This window comes from Paenibacillus macquariensis (genome assembly GCF_900156375.1).
Lineage (GTDB): Bacteria > Bacillota > Bacilli > Paenibacillales > Paenibacillaceae > Paenibacillus_AQ > Paenibacillus_AQ macquariensis.
Genome location: NZ_FTNK01000003.1, coordinates 376,010 through 387,947 on the forward strand (window position 1 = coordinate 376,010; position 11,938 = coordinate 387,947).

Below are 11,938 nucleotides of genomic sequence, written 5' to 3' on the forward strand. Positions count from 1 at the left end.
ATAGGGGCATCGCGATTTAACGTGGTGCTTTTTTTTTTGATTTTTTTTCTACTTCATGTAGATAGAATGAACAAATAAAATAGGCTTCCTCAGCGTGAGGAAGCCAGCATAGCGATTTAACCTAGAGACCTTTTGTTTTATCATCATTGTAAGATGATGTGAGGATGCCGATCATGAATAGAGCTAGAACCAATGCAACAATCCAAAAAGTTAATGAAAAAGACACCATGCCACCTCCTGTAAAACTACCTCGCTATACTTATTATACCATTTAATTTTTATTTAAAAAACAAAAAATTAGTGGGTACTGGACGAAGACTTCCATCTGAAGGCTTATTTATGACTCTTCCGTTAAAGATTAGGGAAGACGAACCACCACCATCTAGATTGTAGGCGTCACGTACACCTAGCTGAAGTAATCTATCTTGAAGTTCTAGTAAAGTCGCACCTGATCCTCCACTCTCATTATATCCATCAATAACGATAACCAACAGTTGGTCATCTTTATAGTTACCTATAACTGTACGTGGTGCTCGAGTGGGCGAAGTTTGCCATTGGACTGGAATAGGTACTTTCTGACCATTGTGAAGTAATACGGGTACAAAGGTTGCCCCAAACGAAGGATTCAGATAATCGAGATCTTCCTTATTGTGAAATTTGCCTCCAATAAGTTTGCCTGATTTATCTAAGCCTACAAAGAAGAGATCTTTAAAGCTCGATTCAAATCCCGTCAGATATTGTCCATTCATGATCGTTGTACTTAGAGGATAACGTTTGCCTTTTCCATCAGCAAATCCTCCAGCATTGATGCCAGCAATAGCACCATAACGTTGTACAGCAGCAGCAGTCGTCTCAGACCCTCCGATAACGTCACTACCGAGACTCATTTTCATAGCCTTGGGATCTTTAAGTTTCACCTTCATAGCGTGACCTTGATAGACGCCTGGGTTAACTTTAAAGAGTTCAAGCGTGATACGTTCACTCGTTACCTTTTGATACGGTGTGCCAAGCTTAGAGGTAATTCGCTTATTGTAGATGTACTCAGGCTGAAGTGCTTGTGATATAGTTATCTTTACGATGTTATTAGTCGTATCGAGTGTTTTTTGATATAACTCTGATGTATGACGTATCGTTGAAAGGGTACTGTTTACAATTTCCTCTGCATCATTCAGTTGGAGCACAATGTCTTTCGATGTATCATGAATAGAACCACTAGGTAGGTAGGAACTCGAATTCATATTTAATTTCACTGACGGATGGATGAATATGAGACAGAATAAAACCCCGATAAAAGGTGCTGTTGCTAGTAGAAAAAAACGATTGATCTGTTTGACTTGCAATCTCATTTGAGAAGGTCCATTTTTTTCTGTAGCGTGTCAAGTTGTTTCTTGACCTCACTTAGTTGTGTGTACAATTTGTTACTGTTATCGGTTTTGGTTGTCGCATTATCCTTAGTGAATGTAAGTAATTCATTAAATGATTGCACCTTGCTATTCAGTTCCTCGACTTGAGCGGATAGTTCTGTGAGATTCAGTTCGTATTCCGTTTTTAATAGAGTCATCTGCTGTTGGTTTTCCTTTTGTAGTTGTTGGAGCATGTCCTGTTTAAGCTCGTTACTATATATATACGCGGCTGTTATTCCGCTGCCAATTAGCACTATCCATAGTAGCAGGAAAGCTTTGACAGAAGGTCCACGTTTGGTTTTGGAACGTTCATAGTTAGTATCCGTTGACGTAGGCATAGTCATCACCTCATCTTAATCTATTATTTTTGACAAGTTCCCATTCTATCATTACATTATCAATTTCGCAAAAAAACAAAAATTCACACAATTATCGATATTAAATGCCGATTATTGTAATTAGTAAGATACAATTTCGTTATTCTGTCTACAATGACTGGGAGGATCGTATACATGTCGTTAGTTTGGCGCGTCGTTATCTTGGGTGGTCAGCCCACGAGTATGTTAGGAACGAAGTTAATTCTAGAAGAACAAGCTTATCTAAATGTGACAGGAATGGCAGTAGGTATTGCTGAAGGAATACATATGGTTAAAGAAACGCAACCGGACTTAGTTCTACTTGATTATTTATGGTCACAAGGGAAATTGGAAGGTGTATTGGGGCAAATCAAGTCGCAATCTCCAGAAAGCCATGTTGTTATTGTATCGGATGAAGAAGTGCTCCTCAGAGCCCAATCATTACTTAATCTCGGAGCAAGCGGGATATTATCGCAACAGGCTTCTCCAACACAATTGCTTCTTCTCATAGAGGGTCTTCGTGAAGGATATACCTTTATTCCATTAGAATGGTTGAAGAATGGGATTTGGCCGGTGACTTCCCCACGGAATACACATGATTTCTTCCAGCTATCGGAGACAGAAATACTTATCATGCAGCGGGTCGTTCGAGGAATTACATATGATAAAATAGCAACAGAAATTGAACTCAGTCGAAGATCTATAGATAATTATTTACAAAGAATATATGTGAAGTTGGGCGTTAGCACACGAGCTCAAGCCATCGAAAAGTTTGCCGTATATTCGTCTCCGATTCGCCCTTTATACATATAATTATATTAGCTTGTAGCCATATAGAGGAGGGCGGTCTATGACGTATTCTTTGCAAGGTTCATCGATAACACTAGCAGAGGAGCTCCCAGATCAAGATTTATTCCCGTTAATAGCTGAACATACAACACACCTCTCAGACGATATCCTGGCGGTTCAGAATGAGAATTCACAAGGATACATGCCACTTCGAGCATGGCTTCAGTCCGAGTGGCAACAACATAAGGGAATAGAAGTAGATGTTAATCAGATTCTGTTAACAACGGGAACTGAGCAGGGGATGGAATGGCTAACACGTGTTTATGTAGATCAGGGAGATACTGTGCTTGTTGAGAATCCTACGTCACCGAGTATTCTGGAGCTATTACGGATGCGAGGGGCAACCATTATTCCAATTGATGGGGATGCACAAGGGGTACTCCTTCATACATTAGAAGAATCCATTAAGACTACAACTCCGAAATTCCTATTTGTTACTCCTAATTTCACGAATCCTACAGGGGTTATTTGGAGTATTGAGCGAAGAGCACAAGTACTTGACCTATGTCGGAGACATCACGTTCTGATCGTAGAAGATGATACGTATGGAGATCTTTATTTTGACGAAGCCACTGATCCGTTGTCATTTAGCAAGCGGTATCCATCATTATTTACACTAGATGGTCATGAAGTGGGTGGACAAGTGCTATATTTAGGATCATTCAATAAAACGGTGGCACCTGAACTCAGAACGGGATGGGTAGTTGGAAATCGTAAGTTGATTGAATTGATGAGTGCTGGGATGCCCATGGCAGACTGTCAATCAAATGCCTTGAACCAACGGCTGTTGTATCAATTACTGGTATCCACGACTTTTGATTGGCGTAATCATATTGCTCTAGTGAGACATGAGTATAACATCCGTCTGGAACTAATGAAGAATATGTTGAAGAAACCTGTATGGCGAGATGCTAGGTATGAACTTCCTTCAGGAGGAATGTTTATATGGATCAAGCTGCCAGAAGGTCTGCGTAGCGAAGCTCTATTGAAATGTTCCATTCGCAAAGGGGTGGATTTCTGTCCAGGAGGGTTATGTTGTGTGGACAAGGGCGAAGGTTCTGACAGAATTCGTCTTAATTTCACCCAACCCCGGAGAGATGAATTAATACAAGGTATGCATTTAATAGGGGAAGCTGTAAGTGAATTTACAGCTAGGAGTTAGTCGGATTGTCCTGTTTGGTATTCCTCGATGGTGGCTAATAACTGAAGCGAAGATGACGTCTCTAGGACGTTGCGATGCTGCTCTATGGCAGCAACTCCTACAGGGGTAAGGATATAACGGCCACGAGATACGCGCTCAAACCAGCCATAATAATTATGCTGTAGTATGGAAGATGCATTTCCTATACCGGTTATGTTGCGTAGCGATGCTGGAGATACGCCGCTAGATTCAGCATGGTGAAGGGGTAGGGCGATACGAAGTGCTTTTTCCTTGTAAGCTGTTACCAGCTTCGCACGATTGCTTCCACCTATATTATAATCGCCACTACGTTCACGAAATTCATTCACTAACCTTGATTGACGACGTTTATTCTTTGGCTGAGGTTTCAAAGTGTCAGTAGGCAGAGTGAGGATCTCAACAAAAGGTCGCTTGGTCTTGTAAAAGGTAATTGTGATTAACCCGAGGCCTAACCGTCGGCAAAGAGCTGACAATTCGCCCCAACGTTGGTTTACAGCCCCTCGTTTAGCGCGGCTACGTTCAACTGCTAAATATACGTTTGAGCTCATTTTGAGGCGTTCCATCCCTTGCAGTAACAGCGAGAGATTGAACGTCTTTTTCATTTCCACAATTAAAGGTTCAGTGTGTTCCTCTTGTATGCCTACTAGGTCACAATGGCGTACTTCTCCCTTAATGACATATCCTTGTTCTTCAAAAAAATGTTTTAAAGGTTCATATAGTTCGGTTTCGTGTTGAATGGCCATGTAGATATCTCCTTCATTGACTTTAACCACGCGCTGTTCGTTATCAATTATAGCATTTCTAAAAAGACAATCTCTATATTGATAAAAATAGGTCAACTAAACCCACTTTCTTGCATAGGTATGTAGTACACTTTTTCATTCGATAAGGGGTTGACCTAATAGCGATACGAAGTATCGCTTGCATCGAAAGCATAAGCTAATAGCGATACGAAGTATCGCTCGCATCGGAAGCATAAGCTAAAAGTGATACGAAGTAACGCCTGCATCGGAATCATAAGCCTAAAAGCGATACGAAGTGACGCTTCAAAGAAAAGCATATGCTCCCTAAAAGGACGACGAGACTGTTTTTACTTGGTGATGCCAGTTCCAAACATAAGCATAGGAGGTACCAATCATGGATATTTTCGAACGCGTAGCAGCTTATCGTGCAGAGAGCAATCAGTTGGAGTGGAATGGCATATTTAAAGACTACATTGAATTACTTCGAAAAGATCCCACACCCGCCATGACTGCTCATGCTCGTGTGTACGAAATGATCGATTCATATGGCTCAGAAGTGGTCAATGGACATAAGAGGTATAAATTTTTTGAACAGGATATCTTTGGATTGGACCGTTCTGTTGAGAAGCTTGTAGAAGAGTACTTTCACTCCTCAGCAAGACGTCTGGATGTTCGTAAGCGGATACTACTGCTTATGGGTCCTGTTAGTGGAGGGAAATCAACGATCGTAACCCTGTTGAAACGTGGAATGGAGAGATTCTCCAAGACAGATAAAGGGGCGGTATATGCGATTGATGGGTGCCCGATGCATGAAGAACCATTGCATTTAATTCCAATGGATCTGCGTCCAGAAGTGGAGAAAGAACTGGGTGTTCGAATTGAAGGGAGCTTGTGTCCTTCTTGCCAAATGAGATTGAAGACGGAATATGGTGGAGATATTGAAAAAGTGAATGTGAAGCGGGTGCTGATATCTGAAGAGGGACGTGTAGGGATTGGAACATTCAGTCCGTCGGACCCGAAATCACAAGATATTGCTGACCTTACAGGAAGTATAGATTTCTCTACGATTACGGAATTTGGATCAGAATCGGATCCACGCGCATATCGCTTTGATGGGGAATTAAATAAGGCGAATCGTGGTTTGATGGAATTTCAGGAAATGCTGAAATGTGATGAGAAATTTCTATGGAACCTACTGTCTTTGACGCAGGAGGGGAATTTCAAAGCGGGAAGGTTTGCGCTGATTTCAGCAGATGAACTCATCATTGCCCACACGAATGAAACCGAGTATAAATCTTTTATCTCTAATAAGAAGAATGAAGCATTACAATCACGTATGATCGTCATGCCAATTCCATACAACTTGAAGGTATCTGAGGAAGAGAAAATCTATGCCAAATTAATTGGGCAAAGTGATATGAAGCATGTTCATATTGCACCACATGCACTCAAAGCCGCGGCCATCTTCTCGATTCTTACTCGACTTAAAGAGACTAAGAAACAAGGGATGGACCTCGTCAAGAAAATGCGTATGTACGATGGTGAGGAAGTTGAGGGTTATAAAGAGGCAGATCTGAAGGAAATGCAGAATGAATATCTAGATGAAGGTATGTCTGGTGTAGATCCACGGTATGTCATTAACCGAATTTCTAGTGCGCTCATTAAGCAGGATCTCCAATGTATCAATGCACTCGACGTACTAAGGGCTATCAAGGATGGGTTGGATCAACATGCGTCCATTTCGAAAGAAGAACGTGAGCGGTATCTTAATTTCGTAGCTATCGCACGTAAAGAGTATGATGAACTTGCTAAGAAGGAAATTCAGAAGGCATTTGTATATTCTTTTGAAGAATCAGCTAGAACATTATTTGAGAATTATCTCGATAACATAGAAGCTTTCTGTAATTGGTCCAAGATTCGTGATCCGCTTACGGATGAGGAAATGGATCCGGATGAAAGACTGATGCGTTCCATAGAAGAACAGATCGGGGTATCGGAGAATGCGAAGAAAGCGTTCCGTGAAGAAATTCTCATCCGTATATCTGCCTATTCAAGAAAAGGTAAGAAATTCGAATACAATCATCATGACCGACTTCGTGAAGCGATAGAGAAGAAGCTATTTGTTGATCTGAAAGATATCGTGAAGATCACGACTTCCACGAAGACACCAGATGGGAATCAGCTGAAACGCATTAATGAGGTAAGTAAACGTCTTATCGAAGACATTGGATACTGCCCAATCTGTGCAAATGAGCTGTTGAAATATGTAGGAAGCTTACTGAATCGTTAAGCTATAGTCATGGAAAAGTGATGAATATAAAAATAACCTGGCGACTCCATAATGTGGGGGACCTAAGGTTATTTTTATTTGTAATAGTTGAACTAATAAATGGACGCATAACAAAGGACACACAGATATGCGTGTCCTTTGTTATGTATCCATGAGTAGTATCTTCGTCGTTGTTGGCTGCTAGATTAGATGAATTTTCTAGCGGTCTTTTTTCCGTCAAATGTAAATAGTACCGTTTTGTTCTCCATCGTCGTTTCTAAATGTATGGTTCTACCCCATAACCTATGAACGTAAGGCAATGTACGCTCCACATATTTGAGATCTAGCTCGGTTCCTTCATACATGTGCTTTAAAAATAACTCACCATTATCATCATAGTTACCATCTTGCACAACCAAGTAAGGGAAACCGCCATTTACGCGAGAGTAGACGAGTTGATCCCGAATATTCTCCCAAGATTTATCGGTTATGGTCCACTCGGGACCTTTTTTCTCAAAAACATATAAGTCCAAGTCATCCGCGAGCTTTTTCGTCATATAATTACGAATGAAAGAGGTATCCGAGTCTAATTCTCGCACTTCAAATATTTTGGCCCTCCCTGATCCAGGTTTAGATCCTGTGATAAGTGAATCATTACCCGTAGGAGTATCCCAACGTTTCTCGATATCCTCAAATATTTTGAGTCCAAGATAATATGGGTTTAAGCTATTCTTTGAAGGCTGTACGACCCCCGAGTTAAGCTTGGCATATTCGATGGTCTCTTCAGAAGTAAGGTCCAACTCTCGTAAGATGCGTTGATGCCAATAGCTGGCCCAACCCTCATTCATAATCTTAGTCTCCATTTGCGGCCAAAAGTAGAGCATCTCATCTCTTAGCATCGTTAGGATGTCACGTTGCCAAGGTTCTAAATTAGGAGAGAATTCTTGGATGAACCAAATGAGATCTTTCTCTGGATGTGGAGGGAACTTCTTAGGTTGATTGATGTTACGATTATTATTCTTGTTGTCTCCATCTAACGCCCATAAATCCTCGAACCCTGTGACTGGTGCGTCTGATTTCTCATGGCCGGAGTCAGTTATTCCATCGCCATTGCGGTCGTATCGGTTCCGACGATAGGGACTAACGAGGTCAGGATCGACATGTTCTTGGATCGCCAGTACCGCATCAAGGAATTCTTCGATTTGTTTATGACCATACTTGATCTCGTACTGGCTGATTCGCTCTGCTGTGGCGGACATACTCTCCACCATGCTTGGATTTGTTTTGCTGAAACGGGCATTGTTCTTAAAAAAGTCGCAGTGAGCAAGGACGTGTGCCACAATCAATTTGTTCTGGATTAATGAATTTCCATCAAGCAAGAAAGCGTAGCAGGGATTAGAATTGATAACAAGTTCATAAATTTTCGATAACCCGAAATCATACTGCGTCTTCATTTTGTGGAAAGTCTTCCCGAAGGACCAGTGCGAGAATCGGATGGGCATACCGTAGGCTCCGAAGGTGTAGATAATGTCCGCAGGACATATTTCGTATCGCATAGGGTAAAAGTCCAATCCGAAGCCCGTGGCAATCTCGGTAATTTCTGCTATGGAACGCTCTAGTGCGGTTATTTCATCCTGATGCATGCTAATGAGCTTCCCCCTTTCTGTAAGGAGAAAATTTAGGTTCATATGATGTATATGTGAGTAGGTGCGGAGATATTCGACATTGATCGTTCATCTCCTTAGCGTATCCTAATGTTAGGGTTATGTTGTATGATAAAGATAAGCGTAGAATTAACAAAATAAAAAAAACAATGTTTTTCATTTCATGTTGGAGGTAAACACATGACTTTAATTAATAAGTTAACGAATCAAGATGAATTTACTGGCTTTTATATATTGAAAGAGCTGGAAGTGAAACAGACGAATGGGACACCACCTAAGGATTACTTTGATATTGTCCTTGGGGATGCAAGTGGTCAACTTTCAGCGAAGTTCTGGGATGCAAGCGCAACAGATAAGGAAACATTTTTCCCTATGGATCTTGTGAAGGTGCAAGGTATCGCACATACTTATCGTGAACGGCTACAAGTCAAGATTTCGAAGATGCGTAAAGTGACAGACGAAGATGGTGTGAACATAACAGACTTTATTCGTGCTGCGCCAGTTAAACCAATAGATCTGTTGTATACCATTAAGCAGACATTAGACAGTATTCAAGATGAAGAGATGCGTACGATCGTTAACTTCTGTGTTACGAAAGTAGAAGATAAGCTACTGCATTATCCAGCTGCTAAAATGCACCATCATGCTTTTTACGCGGGCTTGTCTTATCATATGGTTCGCATGTTGGAGCTTGGTGAATTTATCTGCAAACAGAGACCTTTCTTAAATGCGGATCTTATTAAGGCAGGGATTATCCTTCATGACATCGCTAAGACGGAAGAACTTACAGCCGAGCTTGGAATCGTTAAAGAATATAGTGTTCAAGGTAAACTCCTAGGGCATATTTCTATGGCATCGAATTGGATTACGGAAGCTGCGATAAGATGTGATATTGATCTTCATTCTGAAAAAGTGATCTGTTTACAACATATGGTCCTATCTCATCATAACTTGGGCGAGTGGGGTAGTCCTGTTCAACCGCAAATGGCAGAGGCTGTAGCTCTTCATTTCATTGATGCCATGGATGCGAAGTTACAGATGGTTGAGGATGCGCTCGATACGACGCCAGAGACAGAGGAATGGACGCCATTCATCCGCGGATTAGAGAATAAAGCGATTTATCGCATGAAGAAGGAGCTATAATATATGCCTCTAGAAATTGAACGTAAGTTTCTTTTACCTGAAATGCCAGTATTATCAGCAGAGGAAGAAGGCAAGCTACAATTCCGTACGGAACATCGTATTGAACAGACGTACCTTGCCATGGATAGTAATCAGGAATTGAGAGTTCGGAGGATCATTGATTTAGATACGAATGAAATGACGTTTACCCATACATTCAAGAAAGGTAATGGACTTAGTCGCGAGGAAATTGAATATTCAATTTCAGAGGAGATATATGATCAAATTGTGCAAGCATTTGACGCCATTCCTTTAACGAAGAACCGAATTACGGCAGTATGGGAAGATACGGTTATTGAAATTGATTATTATGACCAAGTCGAGCTGATCGTGGTTGAGGTCGAATTTGATTCCCTTGAGGAAGCGAATGCCTTCGTAGCACCACATTGGTTCGGTAAAGATATAAGCGCAGAGAAACATTATAGTAACAAAAAGGTATGGAAGGATCTTCAAGAACAATTCTCCGAGTAATAATGAATTAGATTAATATTTAAGATTTCTCGCAAGGTCACCTTCGTATAAAAGCGACTCTCTCAGCATATCTATTTAAAAAAGGGAGAGGCGTGAAATGATGGAGACGAAAGTGAAACGTTATTTTCAACTAAAGAAGAAGCAAAAAGAAATAGAGCAGGAATTAGGCGATCTACGCAATGAAATCATCAGCCACTGTTCTGAAGAAGAACTAACAGAACTTCAGACAGGTCATTATCATGTGAAGATTGTGTCTCAAGATAGAAAAGAATATGACGATAACAAACTATATGATGCCTTACCTGATCCGAGTGTGTGGAAGTTGATTTCAAAAGCCGATCCGACCAAAATTGCTAGTCTAATCAAGCTGAATGTCATTTCAGAAGAAACCGTGAGAGATACGATAACGATTAAGAAGATCTCATTGCTTCAAGTGAATCGAAGTTCATGATGCTCTTGTATCTTGGAACGGAATTAAATGATCGTGTATGAGTGGAAAAAACGCCCTTGCTACCTTCCAAATTGAGGAGGTAGCAAGGGCGTTTTTTTTCCTGGTTCATGTATCATAATGCGAAATGATACCCATACAACTTAACTCTGTACACCTTCACGCTTATGAAAAAAGGTCTTCAGTGCTTGATATACTTCACCTTTTTCTTTGATAACGTAATACATGAATTGATCTATTTTAATGTTGCGGTAGGCAGACATCAGGGTGCTGCTCCGGTTGTATTGATTGATCTCTCCATAGCCGAACATGTTACTGACCTTGAGTAATTCTCCAATCAGCTTCACGCAACGCTCATTGTCTGATGTTAAATTGTCACCATCGGAGAAGTGGAAAGGATAAATATTGAATTTGGCAGGGGGATAACGTTGATCAATAATCTCAAGTGCCTTCTGATAGGCAGATGAGCAGATGGTGCCACCACTTTCCCCACGTGTAAAGAACTCATTCTCGGTTACTTCTTTAGCCTCGGTATGATGGGCAATAAATACAATATCAACGTTCTCGTATTGTTTGCGTAAGAAACGATTCATCCAGAAGAAGAAGCTACGTGCGCAATATTTCTCGAATGAACCCATGGAGCCTGAAGTATCCATCATTGCAATAATAACAGCATTGGAATCGGGCACCACAACGTCATCCCAAGTCTTGTATCTTAGGTCATCAGGATTGATGCCGTGAATACCTGGGTTACCAGCAGAAGCATTTCTACGTAAGTTCTCTAGGATGGTTCTTTTCTTATCTAGGTTGGACATCATCCCTTTTTTACGAACGTCATTGAAGATGATCTTGTGCGTCTCGATCTGTTCTTTGTCTTTCGATTGTAAGTGGGGGAGTTCCAACTCTTCAAAAAGCATGTTCTCTAACTCTTCGATACTGATTTCTGCATCTACAGTATCTTGGCCTGGTTGATCGCCTGCCTTATCACCTTTGCCCGGTTTCTGTGCGGGTTCCCGACCAAGAACATCTCCAACTTGGCTATCCCCATCGCCCTGCCCAACATGTTTCTGCTTCTGGAAATTATAAACAAATCTATATTCGTCCAGACTTCGAATGGGCACTTTTATAATCTGTTTTCCATCAGACATGATGATATTTTCTTCGGTGATGAGGTCTGGTAAGTTCTGCTTAATCACATCACGTATTTTTTGTTGATGGCGGACTTGATCTTGGTATCCTTTTCGGTGAAGAGACCAGTCTTCGCGAGAAACAATGAACGAATAAGGCTGGGGTGACGATGACATAGTAGACACCTCCCAATGGTTTATACGGCACAGTGTGGTCTGTTATTAAGTAAGTATATTCACGGGGTG

Annotated in this window: 11 protein-coding genes; 6 read left to right on the forward strand and 5 right to left on the reverse strand. The window is 41.1% G+C overall.

The annotated features are described in order from the left end of the window. Positions 1-278: 278 nt before the first annotated feature. Both BW961_RS07655 and BW961_RS07660 read right to left on the reverse strand, forming a co-directional pair. Positions 279-1,346, reverse strand: a complete 1,068-nt coding sequence (locus BW961_RS07655) for a phosphodiester glycosidase family protein (RefSeq protein ID WP_068583011.1) — start codon at positions 1,344-1,346, stop codon at positions 279-281. Then, positions 1,343-1,750, reverse strand: a complete 408-nt coding sequence (locus tag BW961_RS07660; RefSeq protein WP_394327606.1) for a hypothetical protein — start codon at positions 1,748-1,750, stop codon at positions 1,343-1,345. The genes BW961_RS07655 and BW961_RS07660 overlap by 4 nt, the downstream gene beginning before the upstream one ends. A 165-nt stretch (positions 1,751-1,915) precedes the next feature. On the opposite strand from BW961_RS07660, the gene BW961_RS07665 reads away from it, so the two are divergent. Together BW961_RS07665 and BW961_RS07670 are read left to right on the forward strand one after the other, a co-directional pair. After that, positions 1,916-2,572, forward strand: coding sequence for a response regulator transcription factor (locus BW961_RS07665; protein WP_068583016.1), 657 nt, complete (start codon positions 1,916-1,918; stop codon positions 2,570-2,572). A 37-nt stretch (positions 2,573-2,609) separates the two neighbouring features. Continuing rightward, positions 2,610-3,770 (forward strand): aminotransferase-like domain-containing protein, encoded by a 1,161-nt coding sequence (locus BW961_RS07670; RefSeq protein ID WP_082867397.1) that lies wholly within the window; start codon positions 2,610-2,612, stop codon positions 3,768-3,770. On the opposite strand, the gene BW961_RS07675 is transcribed toward BW961_RS07670, so the two are convergent. Then, positions 3,767-4,531 carry a DUF2161 domain-containing phosphodiesterase gene (locus tag BW961_RS07675; protein ID WP_068583019.1) on the reverse strand — a complete coding sequence of 255 codons (765 nt, stop codon included), beginning with the start codon at positions 4,529-4,531 and terminating at the stop codon, positions 3,767-3,769. The genes BW961_RS07670 and BW961_RS07675 overlap by 4 nt on opposite strands. A gap of 394 nt (positions 4,532-4,925) precedes the next feature. Here BW961_RS07675 and BW961_RS07680 point away from each other — a divergent pair, with 394 nt between their 5' ends. Continuing rightward, positions 4,926-6,821: a PrkA family serine protein kinase gene (locus BW961_RS07680; protein ID WP_068583022.1), complete on the forward strand. Its 1,896-nt coding sequence runs from the start codon at positions 4,926-4,928 to the stop codon at positions 6,819-6,821. 185 nt (positions 6,822-7,006) lie between these two features. Here the strand turns inward: BW961_RS07680 and BW961_RS07685 are convergent, their stop codons facing one another. Continuing rightward, positions 7,007-8,443 carry a SpoVR family protein gene (locus BW961_RS07685; protein ID WP_068583024.1) on the reverse strand — a complete coding sequence of 479 codons (1,437 nt, stop codon included), beginning with the start codon at positions 8,441-8,443 and terminating at the stop codon, positions 7,007-7,009. A gap of 201 nt (positions 8,444-8,644) precedes the next feature. Here BW961_RS07685 and BW961_RS07690 point away from each other — a divergent pair, with 201 nt between their 5' ends. From BW961_RS07690 to BW961_RS07700, 3 genes are all read left to right on the forward strand, one after another. Further along, positions 8,645-9,607 carry a 3'-5' exoribonuclease YhaM family protein gene (locus tag BW961_RS07690; protein WP_068583025.1) on the forward strand — a complete coding sequence of 321 codons (963 nt, stop codon included), beginning with the start codon at positions 8,645-8,647 and terminating at the stop codon, positions 9,605-9,607. Between the two features lie 3 nt (positions 9,608-9,610). Further along, complete coding sequence (locus BW961_RS07695) at positions 9,611-10,117, forward strand: CYTH domain-containing protein (RefSeq protein ID WP_068583027.1); 507 nt, start codon at positions 9,611-9,613, stop codon at positions 10,115-10,117. Between the two features lie 100 nt (positions 10,118-10,217). Then, positions 10,218-10,568 carry a hypothetical protein gene (locus tag BW961_RS07700; RefSeq protein WP_068583472.1) on the forward strand — a complete coding sequence of 117 codons (351 nt, stop codon included), beginning with the start codon at positions 10,218-10,220 and terminating at the stop codon, positions 10,566-10,568. 140 nt (positions 10,569-10,708) lie between these two features. Here BW961_RS07700 and yhbH read toward each other — a convergent pair whose 3' ends face one another. Beyond that, a complete protein-coding gene (gene yhbH, locus BW961_RS07705; protein ID WP_068583030.1) occupies positions 10,709-11,869 on the reverse strand; it encodes a sporulation protein YhbH in 1,161 nt (386 codons plus the stop codon). Between the last annotated feature and the right edge of the window lie 69 nt (positions 11,870-11,938).

What these genes read in the sequence shown, in the direction of transcription:
- BW961_RS07670 (WP_082867397.1), top strand. Translation starts at nt 2,610, where the DNA reads ATGACGTATTCTTTGCAAGGTTCATCGATAACACTAGCAGAGGAGCTC.
- yhbH (WP_068583030.1), bottom strand. Translation starts at nt 11,869, where the DNA reads ATGTCATCGTCACCCCAGCCTTATTCGTTCATTGTTTCTCGCGAAGAC.
- BW961_RS07680 (WP_068583022.1), top strand. Translation starts at nt 4,926, where the DNA reads ATGGATATTTTCGAACGCGTAGCAGCTTATCGTGCAGAGAGCAATCAG.
- BW961_RS07685 (WP_068583024.1), bottom strand. Translation starts at nt 8,443, where the DNA reads ATGCATCAGGATGAAATAACCGCACTAGAGCGTTCCATAGCAGAAATT.
- BW961_RS07695 (WP_068583027.1), top strand. Translation starts at nt 9,611, where the DNA reads ATGCCTCTAGAAATTGAACGTAAGTTTCTTTTACCTGAAATGCCAGTA.
- BW961_RS07665 (WP_068583016.1), top strand. Translation starts at nt 1,916, where the DNA reads ATGTCGTTAGTTTGGCGCGTCGTTATCTTGGGTGGTCAGCCCACGAGT.
- BW961_RS07655 (WP_068583011.1), bottom strand. Translation starts at nt 1,346, where the DNA reads ATGAGATTGCAAGTCAAACAGATCAATCGTTTTTTTCTACTAGCAACA.
- BW961_RS07700 (WP_068583472.1), top strand. Translation starts at nt 10,218, where the DNA reads ATGGAGACGAAAGTGAAACGTTATTTTCAACTAAAGAAGAAGCAAAAA.
- BW961_RS07675 (WP_068583019.1), bottom strand. Translation starts at nt 4,531, where the DNA reads ATGGCCATTCAACACGAAACCGAACTATATGAACCTTTAAAACATTTT.
- BW961_RS07690 (WP_068583025.1), top strand. Translation starts at nt 8,645, where the DNA reads ATGACTTTAATTAATAAGTTAACGAATCAAGATGAATTTACTGGCTTT.